This is a genomic window from Alteromonas sp. 009811495, from assembly GCF_028865455.1.
Classification (GTDB): domain Bacteria; phylum Pseudomonadota; class Gammaproteobacteria; order Enterobacterales; family Alteromonadaceae; genus Alteromonas.
Genome location: NZ_CP113972.1, coordinates 1,603,674 through 1,625,437, shown reverse-complemented (window position 1 = coordinate 1,625,437; position 21,764 = coordinate 1,603,674). Strand labels below are relative to the sequence as shown.

General features: G+C 44.7%; 16 protein-coding genes. 8 read left to right on the top strand and 8 right to left on the bottom strand.

Annotated features, from left to right (window positions below; translation table 11 throughout):
• Window positions 1-10: 10 nt before the first annotated feature.
• The 6 genes from miaB to OZ660_RS07335 all read left to right on the top strand — a co-directional run bounded on the left by miaB (window position 11) and on the right by OZ660_RS07335 (window position 7,041).
• Entirely contained in the window at window positions 11-1,444 is a 1,434-nt protein-coding gene (gene miaB, locus OZ660_RS07360) for a tRNA (N6-isopentenyl adenosine(37)-C2)-methylthiotransferase MiaB (RefSeq protein ID WP_226433270.1), read from the top strand.
• A gap of 36 nt (window positions 1,445-1,480) precedes the next feature.
• Window positions 1,481-2,599: a PhoH family protein gene (locus OZ660_RS07355; protein ID WP_202264859.1), complete on the top strand. Its 1,119-nt coding sequence runs from the start codon at window positions 1,481-1,483 to the stop codon at window positions 2,597-2,599.
• Window positions 2,596-3,066, top strand: a complete 471-nt coding sequence (ybeY, locus tag OZ660_RS07350; RefSeq protein WP_446698956.1) for an rRNA maturation RNase YbeY — start codon at window positions 2,596-2,598, stop codon at window positions 3,064-3,066. Before OZ660_RS07355 ends, ybeY begins: the two co-directional genes overlap by 4 nt.
• 122 nt (window positions 3,067-3,188) lie before the next feature.
• Window positions 3,189-4,046, top strand: a complete 858-nt coding sequence (gene corC, locus OZ660_RS07345; protein WP_159628093.1) for a CNNM family magnesium/cobalt transport protein CorC — start codon at window positions 3,189-3,191, stop codon at window positions 4,044-4,046.
• A gap of 135 nt (window positions 4,047-4,181) precedes the next feature.
• On the top strand, window positions 4,182-5,693 hold the full coding sequence (gene lnt, locus OZ660_RS07340; RefSeq protein WP_274743045.1) for an apolipoprotein N-acyltransferase: 1,512 nt from the start codon (window positions 4,182-4,184) through the stop codon (window positions 5,691-5,693).
• 103 nt (window positions 5,694-5,796) lie between these two features.
• Window positions 5,797-7,041: a Xaa-Pro dipeptidase gene (locus tag OZ660_RS07335; RefSeq protein ID WP_446698976.1), complete on the top strand. Its 1,245-nt coding sequence runs from the start codon at window positions 5,797-5,799 to the stop codon at window positions 7,039-7,041.
• 92 nt (window positions 7,042-7,133) lie between these two features.
• Here OZ660_RS07335 and pta read toward each other — a convergent pair whose 3' ends face one another.
• Window positions 7,134-9,275, bottom strand: a complete 2,142-nt coding sequence (gene pta / locus OZ660_RS07330) for a phosphate acetyltransferase (RefSeq protein WP_274743043.1) — start codon at window positions 9,273-9,275, stop codon at window positions 7,134-7,136.
• Window positions 9,276-9,328: 53 nt separating this feature from the next.
• Window positions 9,329-10,510 (bottom strand): acetate kinase, encoded by a 1,182-nt coding sequence (locus OZ660_RS07325; protein ID WP_274743042.1) that lies wholly within the window; start codon window positions 10,508-10,510, stop codon window positions 9,329-9,331.
• A 214-nt stretch (window positions 10,511-10,724) separates the two neighbouring features.
• Here OZ660_RS07325 and OZ660_RS07320 point away from each other — a divergent pair, with 214 nt between their 5' ends.
• Together OZ660_RS07320 and OZ660_RS07315 are read left to right on the top strand one after the other, a co-directional pair.
• On the top strand, window positions 10,725-12,575 hold the full coding sequence (locus OZ660_RS07320) for a tetratricopeptide repeat-containing diguanylate cyclase (RefSeq protein ID WP_274743041.1): 1,851 nt from the start codon (window positions 10,725-10,727) through the stop codon (window positions 12,573-12,575).
• Window positions 12,576-12,746: 171 nt separating this feature from the next.
• The gene (locus tag OZ660_RS07315) at window positions 12,747-13,190 is read left to right on the top strand and encodes an Hsp20 family protein (protein ID WP_159628083.1); all 444 of its coding nucleotides are present in this window, start codon (window positions 12,747-12,749) and stop codon (window positions 13,188-13,190) included.
• A 142-nt stretch (window positions 13,191-13,332) separates the two neighbouring features.
• On the opposite strand, the gene OZ660_RS07310 is transcribed toward OZ660_RS07315, so the two are convergent.
• The 6 genes from OZ660_RS07310 to carA form a co-directional block, all read right to left on the bottom strand.
• Window positions 13,333-13,719: a DUF3224 domain-containing protein gene (locus OZ660_RS07310; RefSeq protein WP_274743040.1), complete on the bottom strand. Its 387-nt coding sequence runs from the start codon at window positions 13,717-13,719 to the stop codon at window positions 13,333-13,335.
• A gap of 76 nt (window positions 13,720-13,795) precedes the next feature.
• On the bottom strand, window positions 13,796-14,335 hold the full coding sequence (locus tag OZ660_RS07305) for an NUDIX domain-containing protein (protein ID WP_274743039.1): 540 nt from the start codon (window positions 14,333-14,335) through the stop codon (window positions 13,796-13,798).
• A gap of 72 nt (window positions 14,336-14,407) precedes the next feature.
• The gene (locus OZ660_RS07300; protein WP_274743038.1) at window positions 14,408-16,393 is read right to left on the bottom strand and encodes a methyl-accepting chemotaxis protein; all 1,986 of its coding nucleotides are present in this window, start codon (window positions 16,391-16,393) and stop codon (window positions 14,408-14,410) included.
• Window positions 16,394-16,721: 328 nt separating this feature from the next.
• Window positions 16,722-17,198, bottom strand: a complete 477-nt coding sequence (greA, locus tag OZ660_RS07295) for a transcription elongation factor GreA (RefSeq protein WP_025254739.1) — start codon at window positions 17,196-17,198, stop codon at window positions 16,722-16,724.
• Between the two features lie 118 nt (window positions 17,199-17,316).
• Window positions 17,317-20,538, bottom strand: coding sequence for a carbamoyl-phosphate synthase large subunit (gene carB / locus OZ660_RS07290; RefSeq protein ID WP_274743037.1), 3,222 nt, complete (start codon window positions 20,536-20,538; stop codon window positions 17,317-17,319).
• Between the two features lie 13 nt (window positions 20,539-20,551).
• Window positions 20,552-21,682 carry a glutamine-hydrolyzing carbamoyl-phosphate synthase small subunit gene (gene carA, locus OZ660_RS07285; protein ID WP_274743036.1) on the bottom strand — a complete coding sequence of 377 codons (1,131 nt, stop codon included), beginning with the start codon at window positions 21,680-21,682 and terminating at the stop codon, window positions 20,552-20,554.
• Between the last annotated feature and the right edge of the window lie 82 nt (window positions 21,683-21,764).

Below are 21,764 nucleotides of genomic sequence, written 5' to 3'. Positions count from 1 at the left end.
AATAGTTGTTATGACTAAAAAGCTGTATATCAAAACCTGGGGCTGCCAAATGAACGAGTACGACTCGGAAAAAATGGCAGACTTACTCGACTCAACGCATGGCTACAGTGCTGCAGAAAGTGCTGAAGAAGCCGATGTAATCTTGCTTAATACCTGCTCTATTCGTGAGAAAGCGCAGGAGAAGGTGTTTCACCAGCTAGGCCGTTGGAAAACGCTAAAACAAGATAAGCCAGAACTAATTATTGGTGTGGGCGGCTGTGTAGCCTCACAAGAAGGCGATACTATTCGCCAGCGTGCACCTTTTGTTGATTTGGTATTTGGACCGCAAACACTGCACCGACTACCTGAAATGATCAATCAATTACAAGGTGGCGCAAAGTCAGTTATTGATGTGAGCTTCCCTGAGATTGAAAAATTCGACCGTTTACCCGAGCCTCGTGCTGAGGGCCCTACGGCGTTTGTTTCAATTATGGAAGGTTGCTCAAAATACTGTACGTTCTGTGTAGTACCATATACGCGTGGCGAAGAAGTCAGTCGCCCTGTGGACGACGTGTTACTTGAAATAGCGCAACTTGCCGGCCAAGGCGTACGCGAAGTGAACTTGTTGGGTCAAAATGTAAATGCCTATCGCGGCGAGCACTTCGATGGCACTATTTGTCGCTTCTCTGAACTACTTGAACTTGTGGCCGCGATTGACGGTATCGACCGCATTCGTTACACCACGTCTCACCCCGTAGAGTTTACAGACGATATTATCGAAGCGTATGCGTCTATTCCCGAGTTGGTTGACCACCTGCATTTGCCGGTTCAAAGCGGTTCAGATCGTATTTTGAATTTGATGAAGCGTGGACACACAGCGCTGGAATACAAATCTAAGATGCGTAAATTGAAAAAGATTCGTCCAAACATCAGCTTATCTAGCGACTTCATCATCGGCTTTCCGGGTGAAACTGACGCTGACTTTGAAGCAACGATGGATTTAATTCAGGCCGTTGATTACGACCTGAGCTTCAGCTTTATCTACAGCGCTCGCCCTGGAACACCAGCAGCTGATGCGGTTGATGATGTAAGTGAAGAAACCAAAAAGCAGCGTCTGCACCTTCTTCAACAGCGCATCACGCAACAAGCATTGCGTATTGCGCGCCATATGGTAGGTACCGAGCAGCGTATTTTAGTAGAAGGCCCTTCTAAGAAGAACCCAATGGAGCTTTCTGGACGTACAGAAAACAACCGTGTTGTGAACTTCGAAGGTACACCAGACATGATTGGTGAATTCGTCGATGTGAACATCACCGATGTGTTCACAAACTCACTACGTGGTGAAGTTGTGCGCAGAGAGAGCGAAATGGGCTTGCGTGTTGCAGTTTCGCCCCAATCTATTATGGCAAAGCATCAGGCAGACCTGCCAGATGAGTTAGGTGTGGGCCAATTTAACCCTGCCTAACAACACAATATTGAGTAAAGCGAGGAATAAAGTAGCTTGAGTACATTGGTAAGTAATGAATTTGATTTAGAACCGGCAGATACAAAACGTTTGTCCAGTTTATGTGGTCCCTTTGATGATAATATCAAACAGATTGAACGTAGGTTAGGCGTAGAAATTACCTACCGCAATAACGCGTTTAAAGTGTTAGGAGAACCACAGCAAATAAAAAGCGCCAGCGAACTTCTAAAGCTACTTTATATTGAAACGCAACCTGTCAAAGGTCGCGTTCCTGATTTGGAAGCTGAACAGGTTCACCTAGCCATTCAAGAAGCCCGCGTCATTGAGAAAGACGCGACTGGCGGTTACGGCAAAGAGGTGAACATCAAGACTAAGCGCGGTGTTATTAAGCCGCGCAATCCAAACCAAGCGCAGTACGTGGCAAACATTGTTAACCACGACATAACATTTGGTATCGGCCCTGCTGGAACAGGTAAAACCTATCTAGCAGTAGCCGCTGCCGTTGATGCACTGGAACGTCAGGAAATTCGTCGTATTTTGCTAACTCGCCCTGCAGTTGAAGCAGGTGAGAAGCTAGGTTTCTTACCTGGTGACCTTTCACAAAAAGTCGATCCTTATTTGCGTCCACTCTACGATGCCCTGTTTGAAATGCTGGGCTTCGAAAAAGTGGAAAAACTTATGGAACGCAACGTCATTGAGGTTGCTCCGTTAGCCTACATGCGCGGTCGTACACTTAACGACGCTTTTATTATTTTGGACGAAAGCCAAAATACCACGGTAGAACAGATGAAGATGTTCTTAACGCGTATTGGTTTTAATTCAAAAGCCGTAATTACGGGTGATATCACACAGGTGGACTTACCACGCGGCGCAAAATCAGGGCTTCGCCACGCCATTGAAGTGCTTAGCGAAGTAGATGATATTTCATTTAACTTCTTTAACGCCGAAGACGTTGTTCGACACCCCGTGGTCGCTCGCATAGTACGCGCTTATGAAATTCATGATGCAGAGCAAGAGCGCTTGCGCAAAGAGCGTAAAGAAGAAGCGTTAAGATTGCAGCGTGAGCAGGCGGCAAGTGAAGCTAAGCCAGAGACACCTGCTTCGACGCCGGCCTCAAATGCGAGCACCACAAAAAAAGACGATAGCCAATCGTGACCGCTATTATCGATTATCAACAAGCGTACGAAGGTGAAGAAAGCGTGCTAAACGCTATTCCTTCACCAGAACAGCTTACAATTTGGGCTAATGCCGTACTCGCTTTCGAAGGGCTAACTGAGCAAGAAATAACAGTCCGCTTTACAGACGAAGATGAAAGCCAAAGCTTGAATTATGAATATCGCGGAAAAGACAAGCCAACGAATGTGTTGTCTTTTCCCTTTGAAGCGCCGCCTGGCGTCGAAATGGACCTGCTAGGCGACCTTGTAATTTGCGCCCCTGTTATTAGCCGCGAAGCGGTAGAGCAAGAAAAGCACGTTATCCACCACTACGCACACATGACTGTGCATGGCATCTTGCATTTAATGGGTTATGACCATATAGACGATATCGAAGCCGAAGAAATGGAAAGCAAAGAAATTGCAATCCTTGCCGGTTTGGGTATTGAAAACCCCTACGAGGTTTAAGCGCAAACGCTTCATATAAGCCCTTGTAAAGCTTAACCATTTATACTTAATAACAATAAATCATTGACGACCAGCACGAAGCATTTTAACGTTGGCGTTGAACTAACTAGTAAACGGACATTATGAGCGACGATAATCCTCACTCTACCAACGGCTCATCAGGCAAGAGTTGGTTAGATAAACTAAAAAATTCAATTTCTGGCGAGCCGAGAAGTAAAGAAGAGTTAGTATCAGTCATTACTGATGCTGAACAAAACGAAATCATCGACCCTCAAACCCGCGAGATGATCGAAGGGGTAATTGGGGTAAATGAAATGCGAGTTAGGGACATCATGATCCCGCGCGCTCAAATGACCACTATAGATGTTGAGCAAAAGGTAGAAGAATTTTTACCTGTTATGCTTGAGTCTGCCCACTCTCGCTTCCCTGTTATCAGTGAAGACAAAGACCATATCGAAGGCATACTATTAGCGAAAGACTTACTCGCATTTGCTTTTAACGCCGAAAAAGAATTTAACCTTCGCGATATTCTTCGCCCAGCGGTTATCGTACCTGAAAGTAAACGTGTTGATGTATTACTTAAAGAGTTTCGTCAGCAGCGCTATCACATGGCCATTGTTGTTGATGAATACGGTGGCGTATCTGGTTTGGTCACCATCGAAGATATCCTTGAAATCATCGTAGGCGAGATTGAAGACGAATACGATACCGAAGAAGACGGTACAGATGACATTCGCCCATTAAATAAATCTACCTATTCCGTTAAGGCCTTAACGCCTGTTGATGATTTCAATGAGTTTTTTGAGACCAAATTCAGTGAAGAAGAAGCTGATACCATTGGCGGCATTGTGTTGAAAGCATTCGGGCATATGCCAGAAACGAATGACGAAATCACCATAAATGATATTCAGTTTAAGGTGACAAACTCTGACAAACGCCGACTAATACAGCTAAAAGTGTCAGTGCCATCACTAGAATAAGTTGACGGTATTCAAATGAAGAAAGCAGGTGTTTAATGGCACCTGTTTTTTTTGGCTTAGTGTCTTTACAGGCACTTTTTTGTGTAAACAGTATACGCCATTAACAACAATAAACACGGTTGCTTTTTTACTATCATGTTAAAGCCCTATATTCCCCATTTCCTACTTGTCCTTAGCGGCGCAAGCTTAACACTCGCTTTTGCCCCATTTAATTTATGGTTGATCACCATTCCAGCATTGGCCTTAGCACTTCGCCAAGTCATTAAATTAAAACACAAACCGTTTTTGGCTGGCTGGTTGTTTGGCGCTGGTTGGTTCGGTGCAGGGGTAAGCTGGGTGCACGTTAGTATTGCGGATTTTGGTGGCTTGCCACTTATTGCCTCAGTGGGCTTAATGGCATTATTGTGCGGATATTTGGCCCTATACCCTGCCCTTGCTACAAAACTGACAGCAAAGTACTTTTCGCCAACGCTATGGCCTATGGCACTGCCCTTTTTCTGGGTACTGGCTGAGTGGTTAAGAAGTTGGATGCTCTCTGGCTTTCCTTGGCTTTCACTTGGCTATAGCCAACTCGACAGTCCACTTAGCGGCTTTGCACCCATTATTGGTGAGACAGGTATCTCTGCGCTTTTGGTATTGAGTGCAGCCATGCTTGCATTGGTAAAAAACAGGCGCTCACTTGCTAACGCCACCATCGTTATTTCATGCTTATTTGTAAGTGGTTATGTGCTTAGCCAACACGCTTGGGTGCAACCTAAACACACTTACCGCGTAGGGATGGTACAAGGAAATATTGCACAAAGTTTGCGCTGGGTGCCAGAACAGGACGCCCCTACCATGCAAACTTATTGGGAGTTAACGCAAGGTTTGTGGGACAACGACTTAATCATCTGGCCAGAGGCAGCCGTGCCCAAGTTAGAACCACTCGCGCAGCCATATCTTGCTAAAGTCAATGAACGGGCGTTTAATGAAGGGACAGCCCTTATCACCGGGATTGTAAACTATAATTGGGAAACTGATGAAGCGTGGAACAACCTGATTGTCTTGGGTAAACGCACTGCCGATTCTGCAAGTCCAGACTATCACTATTTTCATAATAACCGCTTTTCCAAACACCACCTTTTACCTGTTGGCGAGTTTGTTCCTCTTGAAGACTTTCTTCGCCCCCTTGCGCCGTTATTCGACTTACCCATGTCGTCGTTTTCACGCGGCGAATTTGAGCAACCGAACTTAGAAGCAAACGGCATTAAGCTAGCGCCCGCAATTTGTTTTGAAATTGCATTTCCACGGCAAGTGTTAGCCAATATCCACGCTGATACCGATATGATAATCACCGTAAGCAATGATGCATGGTTTGGTCGCTCACACGGCCCAGCTCAGCATTTACAAATAGCCCGAATGCGTGCACTTGAACTAGGCCGTCCTGTGTTAAGAGCCACCAATAATGGCATTACTGCCTTTATAAACTATAAGGGGCAAGTAACTTCGGTACTTCCTCAATTTGAAACGGCAAGTATTACGGCACCAGTTATCGCAACAACCGGCTTTACACCGTATTACCACCTGCAAGATTTAGGTGTTTGGTTTATAGTTTTAACGCTTTTAGTTGGGGCGGTTTATATCAAACGAAACGATTCTAAAAATTAACGTACGCCCTAACACGCTCTATCAACTACTGTTATTGAAGGAATATGTCGTGACTTGGGCTACCCGTTTTACTAAATTATCATTCGCTGCAGCGTTTGCCGCAATAGCTTCTACTTCTGCAGCGTTAGCGCAAACGCTCGTCATAACGGCTGATCGCATGGTTGATGTTACAAAAGGCCGCATTGTTGAGCGCGCAGCAATTGTTGTTACTGACAATGTAATTAGTGCATCAGGACAACTCGATTCACTCACCCTACCAAGCGATGCCAAGCGCATCGACTTAGGCGATGCTACATTAATGCCGGGCCTGATGGATATGCATGTTCATTTAACAAGCGATGCAACACGTCATGGCTATAAACGTTTAGAAGTGTCTCTTCCTCGCGCTGCGATTACGGGTGTAAAACACGCCAAAGCAACTATCGAAGCGGGGTTCACCACCGTTCGAAATGTCGGAGCACCAGGTTTTGCCGACGTTGCACTACGCGATGCCATTAATGCAGGCGATGTCGAAGGCCCACGTATGTTTGTGGCAGGCCCTAGCCTAGGCGTCACCGGTGGTCACTGTGATAGCAACCTTCTTCCCTACGAATATAACAATTACAGTGAAGGCGTCGCTGATGGCCCGTGGGAAGTCAGAAAAATGGTGCGTCGCAATATCAAATATGGCGCAACTGTTATTAAATTTTGTGCCACTGGTGGTGTATTGTCGAAAGGGACAAAAGTAGGCGCACAACAATATACCTTTGAAGAAATGAAAGCGTTAGTGGATGAAGCCCATTTACGCGGTTTAACTGTGGCGACACATGCCCATGGAACAAGTGGTATCAAAGCCGCAATTAAAGCAGGCGTCGACTCAGTAGAGCATGTGAGTTTACTAGACGATGAAGCAATTAGTTTGGCGAAAGAGCATGGTACGTATTTTTCGATGGATATTTACGTTACTGAGTACATCTTAGGCGAAGGCGAAAAAGCAGGAATTTTACAAGAGAGCTTGGACAAAGAGCGAGTTGTAGGCAAAACCCAGCGCCAAAACTTCGAGAAAGCTGTTAAGGCAGGCGTAAACATGGTATTTGGCTCTGATGCTGGCGTTTATCCTCATGGCGATAACCCAAAACAGTTTGCACGCATGGTGCAATTTGGCATGACACCAATGCAAGCCATTCAAGCCGCTACCATCAATCCAGCGCGTTTATTAAAACAAGACGCAACACTTGGCAGTTTAGATGAAGGGAAGCTTGCAGATATTGTTGCTGTCCCGGGCAACCCGATGAAAGACATGAGCCTTATGGAGAACGTAGGGTTCGTTATGAAAGATGGGCGCATAGTAAAACAGTACGCGATGTAACTACTTAATAAGGCATTGCCATTTAAAAAGACATTGGAAAAATGGCGCTCTGATATTACATGAGCGCCATTTTTTACTTGAGCCTTTACTGCCTATTGGCTGCCTGCCGCTTGGATTGCCGTCAGAGCAATAGTAAATACGATATCGTCCACCAGTGCGCCACGACTCAAGTCGTTTACTGGCTTTCTCATCCCTTGAAGCATTGGCCCAATACATACCAAATCAAAACTACGCTGTACTGCCTTATAAGTGGTATTGCCGGTGTTAAGGTCAGGAAATACAAACACATTTGCCTTGCCAGCTACCGGGCTATTAGGCGCTTTGCTCTTGCCAACACTTTCAATTGCAGCGGCATCGTACTGAAGTGGGCCGTCAATAAGCAAATCAGGACGTAATTCTTGCGCTATTCTTGTCGCTTCACGCACTTTTTCTACATCGCTACCAGCACCTGATGTTCCCGTACTATAGCTAATCATTGCAACACGAGGCTCGATACCAAACATTTGAGCAGAAGTCGCAGACTGAATCGCAATATCTGCTAACTGCTTAGCGTCTGGATCAGGGTTAATAGCACAGTCACCGTAAACGAGTACCTGATCAGGCAATAACATAAAGAAAACCGATGACACTAACGATGCGTTTTCCGCGGTTTTAATAAGCTGCAGTGCAGGCCTTATGGTATTTGCAGTGGTGTTCACAGCGCCAGAGACCAAGCCATCCACATGATTTTGCTGCAACATCATTGTGCCTAGCGTTACGTTATCGTCTAATAACTCTTTGGCAACGACTTCCGTAACTCCTTTGTGACCGCGAAGCGCAACCAAGCCAGAGATATAGTCTTGTTTAATCTCACTGGGTGACAGAATTTCAACACCATCGCCCAACACTACACCTTGTTGCTCTGCAACGCGCCTAATTTCTGTTTCATCACCTAGTAGGACAGGACGAGCCAAACCACGTTTAGCACAAATTGACGCAGCAACTACGGTGCGTGGCTCATTTCCTTCTGGCAGCACAATACGCTTATTAACCTGTCTTGCACGATTAGTAAGATAAAAGCGGAACGCTGAGGGCGATAGTTTCTTCTGACGCGATATTTTTTGCGTCAGTGAGGTAACCCATTTTGCATCTAAACTTTCAGCCGTATGTACCATCACTTTTTCAATGCGCTGACTATCATCAACAGGGACTTCTTGATTAAACGCATGAAGATTTTGTGCGGTTTGCCAGGTATTAGTGTTCACCAGCATTACCGGCAAGCCGGTTTCCATCGCCTGGCTGCATAGTGCCATAATGTTTTCATCAGGCTCGTAGCCGCCGGTTAAAAGCAGTGCACCTAGCTTAGTGCCATTTAAGGCCGCTAAACAACACGAAACAAACACATCGCCGCGATCACCAGACATCACAAGTAATGCGCCAGGCTTTAGAGTATGTGTCATATTGTGAATTTCACGGGCACAAAAGGTTACACTACTCAAGCGACGAATAGCCAAGTCACCTTCATTTAACAGTGTGGCATTTAAGTGCTTTGCAACATCAGTTGCACGAGGCGAAACAAGATCAGCACTCCAGTCAATCGTGCCTAGTAAACTCAACCCTTTCTTAAAAATGGGAAGTTCGCGAAGTGCCTGTGTGCGTGCTTCATCATGCTCAGGTGCCTCTATAGCACCAATGTCGGCTCTAAGTCGCCCATGTTCATCGAACGGCGCATTAACCTTGTTGAAAATACATCCCACCACTTTTTGGCTTTTGTGGCCGCCATAGGTGTCGACTACAATTTCAAGACGATGATTAAGATCGGTTACCGAGTCGTTACCCGGCACTGCAACAAAGACAATATCGGCATCAAGCGCGCGACTTATTTCCAAATTCAGGCGCTCAGCATAGGGGTGATGTCGTGTAGTAACCAACCCTTCTATTACAGTGACAGCTTCTTGCTCAGAGTTATCTTCAAAGCGTTCAATAATTTCTTCAAGTAGTTCGTCAGTATTATCGTTACTGATCATGCGCTCTACATAGTCTAGCGAGAAGGGAGTAATCGGCGATACGCTAGCGTGGTGCGCGATAATAGCAGTGGAACGCTCTTCCCCGTTGTCGCCTTTCCTCGGCTGCGCAACAGGTTTAAAAAAGTTTAGTTTAATACCTTGCTCTTCGATAGCACGAACAAGACCCATGCTGACAGTAGTAAGACCGACACTGGTTCCTACTGGGATCAACATAATTCGGCGAGACATAGCGACTCCTGTACGTGCCGTTAGTATATAACGGCAGTTTCTCTTGATAAAAATTAAGCGAACTTAGCCGCTTCGGCGGCAATAACCCACTCTTCGTTAGTGGGCACTACAAAAACTGATGTAGTAGATGAAGACGTGGAGATTTCTCCCCCTTTTCCAAATCGAGCCTCAAGGTTCTTTTGTTCATCAACTGTGATACCAAAATGTTTAAAATAGCCCATAGTGGTTTCGCGAATAAGTGATGAGTTTTCACCGATGCCACCCGTAAACACAATGGCGTCTAAACTTGGAACACTGACCATGTAACCAGAGATATATTTAGCAAGGCGATAACAAAAAATCTCAATTGCAAGCTGCGCACCTTCATGGCCTTTAAGCGCTTCATCTTCCAACGTTCTGCAATCATTGCTAAGCGCTGATATGCCAAGCAATCCAGACTGCTTGTTGAGTAGGTCATTAATTTCGTCAGCCGTTTTGCCAAGCTTTTTCTGTAACGTACCCGGTAATGAAGGGTCGAGGTCACCACAACGTGTTCCCATAACTAGCCCTTCAAGTGGCGTAAAACCTAGGCTAGTATCAACCGCTTCACCCTGCTCAATAGCAGATACACTGCATCCGTTGCCCAAGTGAGCGCTGATAATACTGGTTTGTGACACAGGCTTATTGAGCAAACCAGCAGTGCTATCTAGAATAAATTTGTGACTGGTGCCGTGGAATCCATAACGTCTGATGCCATGTTCTTTATACAATTCAATGGGCAGTGCGTAAATAAAAGCCTTTTGCGGCATACTTTGAAAGAAAGAAGTATCAAATACTGCAACATGCGGTAAGTCTGGATAAGCCATTTGGGCTGTGACTATGCCTTTAAGATTGGCCATATTGTGCAGTGGCGCCATGCTGGCATAGGCTTCAATGGCCGAAAGAACGTCTTCATTCACCAAGGCGGCTTGTTTGAATTTTTCACCACCGTGAACCACGCGATGTCCAATTGCAATAGGCTGCACACCGGTTTTTGCAATGACCCCTTGAATGGCATTAAGTGCTTCTGTGTGGCCTGCATTTTCACCTAAGCGCTGTTTAGATTTTTCACCATTAAGCTTATATGACAAACTAGCGTCACTGTTACCTAGACTTTCTGCAATGCCAGATAACCCTGCTACGCCAGTATCAGCATCTAAAATGGCAAACTTCACCGATGAGCTGCCGCAATTCAATACAATAACTTCTTTTTTCATTTGGCTTTTTAAGTAAAATTGTTGAGATATCGAGTCAGATCAAATTGTAGCATTTATAATCAGCAGCGTTGGTTAACGTTATGCTAAATATTCTATAAAAATTATCGCATACACTTGTTTTTGCTAAGGTCTTTGACTTTATTTATGAATAATGACTTCGCCGTTGCTTTCATGGTTAAGACGCTAATGGCGAGTAAAAAAGGTAAAATCAGCAATGCGAGTTGTCCTCATCGTTTTCTTTTTCATAGCTATAAGCACCAACAGTCTTGCTCAAGAAACCACTTTTGAAGATGTTTCTGACTATTTTGAAAGCGATATTCCCTATGAACAGAAACTACAGTTTCTAAAACAACATGAAACGATAAGTAAGCAGTGGACGTCTCTGCATCAAGGTGTCTTTCAGCAACTTTTAGGGACGACCTATGGCGAGATGGCAATGCTGGAAGAGGCGCAAGTACATCTAACCGCTTCTATCGACATTTTAACGTCGCAGCCTGAAAGTAAACACTTGGTTCACAGTCTATTAGAGCGGTCTTATTTTCAATATGTTGCTACCAACGATACCGCGGTGTACTGCCCTGACAGATACCGCGCACTCGAGATTGCCCGTGTGGTGAATGACCCTGAACAACTAGTACAGGCTCTCACTTCAGCGGCGTTTTGCGCCAGTGACACCCGTGATTTTGCGAGAGGCATGGGACTGTTACAGGAAGCCATTTCACTACACGATACTTACCAGTTTCCACCTTCACAAGAAGCGCTTATCTATAACGCAACAGGCAATATCTACAAACTCAACGGACTATATCAAGACGCGTACCACTACATTGGTAAAGCATTAGCTGCATGGGAGAGCATCAATAGCACAGAAAGTACTTTCAATATGCGCTTTACACTCACAGACCTTGCACTGCAGCTTGAAAAATTCGGCGAAGCACAACAACACGTGAATAACATGTTTTCTATGGCCAACGCAGCCAATGCCAATCAAGACTTTTTGTTCTTCAGCCATATAAGCCAAGGCAACGTTTATGAAAAACAAGGTTATATCGAACAAGCTTATCAGCAATTTCAAAAGGCACTTGCGCTAAAAGATACCACCGTAGAGGCAGGTTACATCAACCTGTTGTATTTCAAACTTAGCATTAGCGCTTTTAAATTAAAGAAATTCGAACTGGCGAAGCAGTACATTAATAACGTCGCCAACAGCCTCGATAATTTACCGCGTTATAAATTTGTAGTTGATGTACTTCAAACAGGGCTTGCGCAATCGCCCGATGTCATTGAAGTGGTTGATAAAGCGTTAGCATTAGACCATTTTCACGCACAAAGCATAAATGAGCTCATTGAAGGTCAGGTCATTTTAACGGCCTATACCCATAATGCCACCATCAATAGAATGGAAACTCAAATACTGCAGCAACAGTTAGCCGTTACTCAGCTCGAACTAGAAAATCAGTTAGCACGTGAACGCTACAATACGCTGGTCGTTTATGTCTTCATTTGCATTACGCTAGCGCTATCCATTGCTGCTTATTTTCTTTTACGAGGCAGAAATTATTATAGAAAAGCAGCGAATACAGACTTTCTTACTAAATGCTTTAACCGTCGCTGGGCATTCGAACAAGGCGAAAAGCGCTTTAAAGAGGCCAAACTCAACAATTCCTCAATGTCGGTTGTCGTATTAGATGTCGACTATTTTAAACATATAAACGACCGATACGGTCACGATGTTGGCGATAAGGTATTGAAGTTTATTGTAAGAACGTTAAGTGCTCAACTTAAAACGCACGACATACTTGCTCGCTTAGGCGGTGAAGAGTTTGTCGTTATTTTGCCTAAGTCTGACCTTGAAAATGCGTCACAGTTCGCAGAGAAACTGCGCTTATCACTGTGTGAAACGCCTTTTGTTACCAACGGTGAGCGACTTCGAATTACTGCCAGTTTTGGTGTTGCTACTCTAGACAATGCACTTTCATTTGAGCACATAGTTAACAATGCTGACAAAGCACTTTATGCTGCAAAAGAAAGTGGCCGAAATAAAGTTGAAGTAAAAATACAATAAAATTCAACACCTTAAAAAAATTTAGATTTTTTTCGCTTTTTTAGCATTGAAAAGAAATCAACCAATCCTATATATAATTTGTCGGCGCTGAAAGGTCAGGTCGACAACACCGCCGCCGCGAAGTCGGGGCACATTAATTTAAACATATTGCTTAATTTTGAGGATATGACTATGCGTACTATCGATCTATCTCCACTTTACCGTTCTTTTATTGGTTCAGACCACCTAGCGTCACTTATTGATGCAGCATCTCGCGCTGAGAAACAAAGCACTTATCCGCCGTACAACATCGAACTGTTAGGCGATGACAAGTATCGGGTGACCATGGCAATCGCCGGCTTTAGTAAAGATGACGTTTCAATTCAAGTTGAAGAAAACACGCTTACTATTACTGGTACCAAAAAAGCGGAAGAGAAAGAAAATAAAGAGCGTAAGTTCTTACACAAAGGTATTTCTGAGCGTAATTTTGAACGCAAATTCCAACTGGGCGATCACGTAAAAGTGCTTGCAGCAGATATGGAAAATGGCCTTTTACATATCGATATGGAGCGAGTCATACCTGAAGCCAAGAAACCTCGTCAAATCGAAATTGGCTCTCGCTTACTTGAGAACTAATACGTAAAAATTCTTGGTTTGTTTCCCAACTTTTTAGCGGCGCCGCATGGCGCCGTTTTTTTATTTGGGGATTCTTTTCTTAGAAAGTTTCTAGGTAAGTTTCTTGTTAAGCATTAGCGTAAAACGCAAAGGTTAATACGCCTTAGTCTATAAAAATCGTGTAATTGGCTTTACCCGCTTCAGACGATTGAAAGTGCCCGTGAATCTCCTTCCCCGCTAACTCTCCGGTAGCCGAGGCAGCTATTGCGTTAAATTCGCTGCTTGCAACGCCACCTATAAATTTACCACTGTGCACTAAAGTCACCGTTCCACGTAAACCATTTATCACACCAACAAACGATTCGAAGCCAGTAAACCTAGCTTCTGCTGGAGACTGATAACTCATAAGAAATTCAATGTCTGCCTCGCCTGCCATATCACCAGAGTAGGCCTGACTAATGGAAGCATGTGAAGTTTTAACCCCTTCACATTTTTCTGAAAGTGTCTCTTCTTCCCAACGCGTGATTAAGAATTGTCCTTTACATTCCATTACTTAAATCCTGAATTTTTTGCCATGCTAACCTGCTTCGCAAAAAAATCAAAGTGCGGAAATTGTAACAGGCTGTTCAGATAAGTCCTTTAAGCGTGGCAAGTCCGAAGGCATTACACGTGCTGGCATCTTTGATTTCGCCAGTGAGGATTCTTTCTCGTAACTCATTTAGTGCCAGCGGGACGATACGCAAATCTTCTTCCTCGACGTCAAGCTTCTGCTCGCCCTGACTCAGTCCTTTAGCAACATAGATATGATATCCCTGATTGCAAAAACCATAGGCCAGATACTGGAAACCCACGTAAATCATTCGTGTCGCCGAAAGGCCGGTTTCTTCCTTAAGTTCCCCAGCAGCAAGCTCTGCGGGGTCGGCATCAGGATTTGCCTCCCATGCGCCTTGGGGGAATTCAAGTTGACGCTCACCAATGGTATAACGATACTGTTCAACCATATACACAACATCATTTTCTATTGGCAAGATAATCGCAAAATCAGGCTTTTCTACTACACCATAGATACCTTCATTTCCGCTTTTGCGGCGAATTTTGTCTTCCCGCACCGTAAGCCATTTGTTTTGATACACCACTTTTGAATCTAGTGTTTCTATATCAGCCATCGTTTTTCGTATTCTTCTTTTAGACAATAAATTAGCGCGGTATTGCGAAATCAAGTTTATCTACAATAACGACTAATCGGCTTTAAATCCATCGATGGTATGCTGTAATAGCTGATTGTTGGCTTGCATTTCACCTGATAGATTTGAAAGATTCTGTGCAATTTCAAGCTCATGTCTTGCGGCTTCTTCCACTGTCACCAGTTCTTTGGCAATCTCTTCTGTCGTGACAGACTGCTGTTCAGCGGCGGATGACATATTGTTCGCCATATCCTCTACATTACCAGCGGCCTCTTTTACTTGCTCGGCTGTTTTGCGCCCTTCTGTGGTAGTTTCCATAGAGTTAGATATCGATTCAACGTTCTTATTAATATCGTTAACAACGACGACGCTTGCTTCTCTTAGACTAGACAGAAGCGTCGAAATTTTATCAGACGACTCTCGGCTACTTTGCGCCAGTTTTCGTACTTCATCTGCGACAACAGCAAATCCGCGCCCATGTTCGCCTGCACGCGCAGCCTCTATCGCAGCATTAAGTGCTAGTAAGTTGGTTTGATCTGATAATGTGTTAATAGTTTCTAAAATGGTAGAGATTTCGCCAACTTTCATCTCCATCTCGCCGGCATTTTTTTGCACGCCTTTAATATCATCGGCAAGCATTTCCATACTGTTTCTAATATTTTGGTTAGCTTTTAAAGATTGATTCGCCAACTCATCTAATTGCTTACTGGCACTAAGTGTATCAAGTGAGGACTGCGCAATTTCCCTGCTTGTGACTGCAACCTGCTCCACTGCAGAGGCTATATTTGCGGTCAGTTGTTGAGTATTCCCTGCATCTTTAAGCATTTCACTGCTGGCTTTCTCAAGCTGTGCTGATAACCGACTGCTTGTCGCTATTGATGTCCCTAAGCCTTTCACTAGATCACGCAGTGCTAGTATGGTGGTATTTACTGAACGAGATATCTCACCTAATTCATTGCTGGTACTCATACTCACATCAACGGTTAAATCACCTTGTGCGGCGATTTTATCCAAATTAGCAACGAGTACCTTTAACTGCTTGGTAATGATACTTATTAGAGCCTGATAAATAATTGCGATAAATACGATAACTAGCACAACCATAAGTATGGTAATGATAAGAGCAGAATAAGCACTACTCGCTTTATCATCGGCGTTTTGCTTAACTTGCTCGAACACCGTGCCTAATATTTTGGCTACTTGACCGATTTGTTCAGTCGCCATACCGAACCACTCACTGCTGCTAGGCAATGTGGTGAAATCTGGTGAATCTTGAATGGCTCGCGCAGAAATGTCATCAATACGCTCAGATACTGAACTTGAAGACAATGCTTTAAATTGACTAAGAAACTCATCACTAAGGTTCAGTACAAGCTTGTCTGTTAAGTAAGTAATCTCTCGATTGTAAGCTTCTACTTCATCTCTTACGGTTTCACTGATCGAACGCTTTGCCATGACCGCGTTCAGTTTACCCCGTCGCTGGCCTAGTTTTTCTTTCATTTGGGCTAGTAAAAGCCCTTGGGTTAGCAATTGCTTTGCACTGCTGTCTGAAACCAGAAGCGTAAACGAATTTGCCGCATTAAGTGCTCTTGAATTTAGGCCACTATAATATTTAAATGCCTCTTTTCCTTGAAGGTTGTCCACATTTGAACGTACGGAACCTTTATTGTTCTCCCAAGTGTACAGTGGATTCAAAATATTGTTCACTTGAAGCGTTTCAGGCCAATCACCGTTGGCGACAGTGCGAAGGTTATCTAGCGCGTTATCGGCTTTTTCTCTCTGTGCTCTTACTTTAGCGCGCGCTTCTTCAGTTGGGTTACCTAAAAAGCCTGCGGTTAGGCCGCGCTCTACTGCATGGTGATGAGCTACACGTTCAACTGCCGATACCAAGGTGACAAGGTCCGTATCCAAATCGGCGTTTACCATTTCAGTGCGGGATTGATTAATGTCTTTAAACGCTAAAAATGCAATAGACAAAAACAGTGTGCCTGTACCTATAAGCGTTAATTGGACGACGGAAAGTCGATTAATGAGTACCAAGATATACTCCTCCTTTTGTTCGACTAAACAGTGTTGAGCGCGCGTAGAATTAGACAGTTTAGACTATCAAGGGTGAGAGCTTGGATCTTACGTGTTTCTGGCGGATTCTTTTCGTTCTATTTAATTAAATAATCTCTTTGCAACGTAAAAACCAGAAAACGTACAAATATGTTGTTTCTCCACCCTTTGTACACAAAAAAAGTATAGGTGGTAATTTAAAAAGTGAGAGATGAATTAGCTAAATTATTATTTTATTTAGGTATAGATGAAAAAAAACGCCACTAATGCGTATTAATGACGTTTTTTGTTTAGGACAAGCAGAGTATAACTAAATGTATTCTACTTCGATGATTTCAACTTCTACTGCACCTGCTGGCGTTTGAATAGTTACCGTGTCATCAAGTTCTTTACCGATAAGACCACGGGCTATTGGTGAATTAACCGATATCAGGTTGTTTTTAATATCAGCTTCATCATCTCCAACTATACGGTATGTCGTTTCTTCATCAGTATCGACGTTCAAAATCGTAACAGTAGTGCCGAAAATGACCTTGCCTGTGTTCTCCATCTTTGTAACGTCGATTATCTGAGCATTAGAAAGCTTGCCTTCAATATCCTGAATACGGCCTTCACAGAAGCTTTGCTGTTCACGAGCAGCGTGATACTCGGCATTCTCTTTAAGATCGCCGTGCTCGCGCGCTTCAGCAATCGATTCGATAATACGCGGACGGGTTTTAGTTTTAAGTTCGTTTAATTCGTCACGCAGCATTTGAGCGCCACGCGCTGTCATTGGATACTGACTCATGAATACAGTCTCGCCTAACTAGTAATTTAAAACAGAAAAGTGCGCCGCATAGGCGCACTTTTTATTCATTCACACAAATGTAATACAACTAGGATACCTCGTATCCTAGCGTATGTCATTAGTGTTTAATTCTAGCGTGTAGTTCTTGAACCGAAGCTACTTTATTGCGGTCATCAGCCGACTTCGCACGAATAGTCGCAAATGCGGCATTCATGGTCGTTGTATAGGTTACTTTGTTCAGTAACGCTTCACGACGAATGTACACCGAGTCAGTGATGGCTTGGCGACCTTCAGTTGTGTTAATCAAATAGGCGTATTCACCGTTTTTGATTGCATCAACAATGTTTGGACGACCTTCAGACATTTTGTTCACAACTGTGCTCATGATGCCTGCATCATACAGCGTAGTTGCAGTACCGCGTGTCGCTTCAATTTTGAAGCCAGCATCTACAAGTGCTTTTGCCAGTTCAATCATACGAGGTTTGTCGTTATCACGAACCGAGATAAGTGCTTTACCCTCTTTCGGAAGCGGAGCACCGGCGCCTAGGTTTGCTTTAGCGTAAGCTTCTTCAAACGTATCGCCTACACCCATTACCTCACCCGTAGAGCGCATTTCTGGGCCTAGTAGTGGGTCAACACCTTGGAACTTAGCAAACGGAAGTACCACCTCTTTCACTGAGTAGAAAGGAGGAATGACTTCTTCCGTTACGCCCTGCTCTGCCAAGCTAACACCTGCCATTGCACGTGCAGCCACTTTCGCAAGTGGAATACCTGTGGCTTTAGACACAAACGGAACGGTACGCGCTGCGCGTGGGTTTACCTCGATTAGGTACACTTCACCGTCTTTAATGGCGAACTGTGTATTCATCAGGCCCACTACGCCAAGTTCAAGCGCCATAGCTTTCACTTGCTCACGCATTACGTCCTGAATTTCTTTAGACAGTGAATGCGGAGGCAGTGAACATGCAGAGTCACCAGAGTGAACACCCGCTTGTTCGATGTGCTCCATAATTCCGCCGATAACCACTTCTTTACCGTCGCAAATCGCGTCGATATCAACTTCAATGGCATCGTCTAGGAAACGGTCAAGCAATACAGGGGCGTCGTTAGACACTTTTACCGCTTCGTTTAAGTAGCGCTTCAGGTCTTTAATGTCGTATACGATTTCCATCGCGCGACCACCTAGTACGTAACTTGGGCGAACAACTAGCGGGAAGCCAATTTCTTCAGCCATCGCTAGGGCTTGCTCAACGTTAGTTACCGTCGCATTTGCTGGCTGCTTAAGGTTAAGCTTGTTCACCATCTGCTGGAAACGCTCACGGTCTTCAGCGCGGTCAATAGCTTCCGGTGAAGTACCAATAATTGGTACGCCAGCCGCTTCAAGTGCGCGTGCTAGTTTAAGCGGTGTTTGACCACCGTACTGCACGATAACGCCTTTCGGGTTTTCTTTAGCAACAATCTCAAGCACGTCTTCAAGGGTTACGGGTTCGAAGTATAGGCGATCTGACGTGTCGTAGTCGGTTGAAACCGTCTCAGGGTTACAGTTAACCATGATAGTCTCGTAGCCGTCTTCACGCATAGATAGCGCAGCGTGAACACAGCAATAATCGAACTCGATACCCTGACCGATACGGTTTGGACCACCGCCCAATACCATGATCTTGTCATTATCTGTTGGCGCCGCCTCACACTCTTCGTCGTACGTTGAGTACATGTAAGCCGTACTGGTAGAAAACTCTGCCGCACAGGTATCTACACGCTTATATACTGGTGAAATGCCAAAGCCACGGCGCGTTTCACGTACATCGCTTTCTGCTACTTTGGTAAGTTCAGCAAGACGCGCATCAGAGAAGCCTTTACGCTTAAGCGAACGCATAAAGTCTGCATCAATGCAAGGTAAACCAAGCTCAGCCACTTTAGCTTCAAGAAGAATAAGGTCTTCAAGCTGCACTAAGTACCAACGGTCGATGTTGGTAAGGTTGAATACTTCTTCAACCGTCATACCCATGCGGAAGGCATCGCCAATGTACCAAATACGCTCTGCGCCAGGCTGGCGTAGTTCGTAAATAACCTTATTGCGCGACTCTGGGTCGTCAAGGTCTACCATAGGGTTTAAGCCAGTTGCTCCTACTTCTAGGCCGCGAAGGGCTTTTTGCAGTGACTCTTGCTGGTTACGACCAATTGCCATAACCTCACCTACCGACTTCATTTGAGTCGTTAGACGGTCGTTTGCACCAGCGAACTTCTCAAAGTTAAAGCGTGGGATCTTAGTGACAACGTAGTCAATTGAAGGCTCGAACGACGCAGGTGTAAGGCCACCAGTGATATCGTTCGCGAGTTCATCTAGTGTGTAACCAATTGCTAGTTTTGCTGCCACTTTTGCAATTGGGAAACCCGTCGCTTTAGACGCAAGTGCTGATGAACGCGATACGCGCGGGTTCATCTCGATGATAACCATGCGACCTGTTTTAGGGTCTACACCAAACTGTACGTTTGAACCACCGGTTTCAACACCAATTTCGCGTAGTACAGCCATGGCAGCATTACGCATGATTTGGAATTCTTTGTCGGTTAGCGTCTGTGCTGGTGCCACAGTGATAGAGTCACCCGTGTGAACGCCCATAGGGTCGAAGTTTTCAATGGTACAAACAATAATGCAGTTGTCTGCTTTATCGCGTACTACTTCCATTTCGTACTCTTTCCAGCCTAGTAACGACTCATCAATAAGCAGTTCGCTAGTAGGTGAAAGGTCAAGGCCGCGGTGACAAATTTCATTAAATTCATCAATATTGTAAGCAATACCGCCACCGGTTCCGCCCATAGTGAAAGACGGGCGAATAATACAAGGGAAACCAATGCGGCTAAGAACATCATGGGCTTCGTCCATGCTGTGCGCAATTTCTGCACGTGGACATTCAAGGCCGATGTTTTTCATCGCTTGGTCAAAACGCTCGCGGTTTTCCGCTTTATCGATAGCATCTGCCGTCGCACCGATAAGCTCACAACCGAATTCTTCCAAAACACCATGTTTGTCTAAATCTAACGCACAGTTAAGTGCCGTTTGACCACCCATAGTTGGAAGGATCGCGTCTGGACGTTCTTTTTCAATAATCTTGCGCACTACTTCCCAGTGAATTGGCTCGATGTACGTTGCATCTGCCATTTCTGGGTCGGTCATTATGGTGGCTGGGTTAGAGTTCACCAAAATAACACGGTAGCCTTCTTCGCGAAGGGCTTTACACGCTTGCGCGCCTGAATAGTCAAATTCACAAGCCTGGCCGATAACAATAGGGCCAGCACCAATGATAAGAATACTTTTTATGTCGGTACGTTTTGGCATAGCGGGCTAATTCCTACTGCTTGTGTTGTTCAATGAGTTCAATGAAGTGGTCAAATAACGGTGCCGCTTCATGTGGACCTGGGCTGGCTTCAGGGTGGCCTTGGAAGCTAAACGCAGGCTTGTCGGTGCGGTGAATACCTTGCAACGACTTGTCGAACAACGAAATGTGAGTTACTTCTAGGTTATCTGGCAAGCTAGACTCATCAACAGCGAAACCGTGGTTTTGGCTGGTGATCATAACTACATTACGCTTGAGGTCTTTAACCGGGTGGTTTGCACCATGGTGACCGAATTTCATTTTCACTGTTGTTGCACCACTTGCTAGCGCAAGTAGCTGGTGACCAAGACAGATCCCGAAAACAGGAATGCCAGTCTCAACAATGGTTTTGATAGCCGTAATCGCGTAATCACAAGGCTCAGGGTCGCCCGGGCCGTTTGACAAGAATACGCCATCTGGATTCATGGCTAACACATCTTCAGCAGGCGTTTGTGCGGGTACCAAGGTGACTTTGCAACCACGGTCAGCAAGCATGCGAAGAATGTTGTTTTTAACACCAAAATCGTAAGCTACAACGTGGTATTTTGTTTCACTTGGCGTGACATAACCTTTACCAAGTTCCCAGCTACCTTCAGTCCATGTTTTTGGCTCAGTAATGCTTACTACTTTTGCCAAATCCATGCCTTTAAGGCCAGGGAAAGCTTTTGCTTGCGCTAATGCGCTAGACTCGTCTAATTCATCAGTACAAATGATGCAGCCATTTTGTGCACCTTTGTCTCGCAAAATACGCGTTAAACGGCGTGTATCTATATCAGCAATACCCACAACGCCTTTCGCTTTTAGGTATTCAGACAATGTTTGCTGTTGACGAAAGTTACTAGCAACAAGAGGTAGGTCACGAATGATAAGACCTTTTGACCAGATTTTATCTGCTTCAACGTCTTCGTCGTTAGTGCCGGTGTTGCCAATGTGTGGATAAGTAAGGGTGATGATTTGTTCAGCGTAGGATGGGTCGGTGAGAATTTCTTGATAGCCAGTCATGGAAGTATTAAAAACGACTTCCCCGACGGCGGAGCCTGTAGCGCCTATCGCCGTACCTTTAAAAACAGAACCATCCTCTAACACCAAAAGGGCAGAATTAGCCAAGTCAACCTCCAGATTAAGGATAACTATGTGTTTGTGCAGTTTTTTGCACAAACCCCACAAAAAACGGGAGTTATTGATAACA

Excerpts from the sequence above, each read along its gene's own strand:
- pta (WP_274743043.1), bottom strand. The coding sequence starts at position 9,275 with ATGTCTCGCCGAATTATGTTGATCCCAGTAGGAACCAGTGTCGGTCTT.
- greA (WP_025254739.1), bottom strand. The coding sequence starts at position 17,198 with ATGAGTCAGTATCCAATGACAGCGCGTGGCGCTCAAATGCTGCGTGAC.
- OZ660_RS07315 (WP_159628083.1), top strand. The coding sequence starts at position 12,747 with ATGCGTACTATCGATCTATCTCCACTTTACCGTTCTTTTATTGGTTCA.
- corC (WP_159628093.1), top strand. The coding sequence starts at position 3,189 with ATGAGCGACGATAATCCTCACTCTACCAACGGCTCATCAGGCAAGAGT.
- lnt (WP_274743045.1), top strand. The coding sequence starts at position 4,182 with ATGTTAAAGCCCTATATTCCCCATTTCCTACTTGTCCTTAGCGGCGCA.
- OZ660_RS07325 (WP_274743042.1), bottom strand. The coding sequence starts at position 10,510 with ATGAAAAAAGAAGTTATTGTATTGAATTGCGGCAGCTCATCGGTGAAG.
- OZ660_RS07305 (WP_274743039.1), bottom strand. The coding sequence starts at position 14,335 with ATGGCTGATATAGAAACACTAGATTCAAAAGTGGTGTATCAAAACAAA.
- carB (WP_274743037.1), bottom strand. The coding sequence starts at position 20,538 with ATGCCAAAACGTACCGACATAAAAAGTATTCTTATCATTGGTGCTGGC.
- OZ660_RS07320 (WP_274743041.1), top strand. The coding sequence starts at position 10,725 with ATGCGAGTTGTCCTCATCGTTTTCTTTTTCATAGCTATAAGCACCAAC.
- OZ660_RS07310 (WP_274743040.1), bottom strand. The coding sequence starts at position 13,719 with ATGGAATGTAAAGGACAATTCTTAATCACGCGTTGGGAAGAAGAGACA.
- miaB (WP_226433270.1), top strand. The coding sequence starts at position 11 with ATGACTAAAAAGCTGTATATCAAAACCTGGGGCTGCCAAATGAACGAG.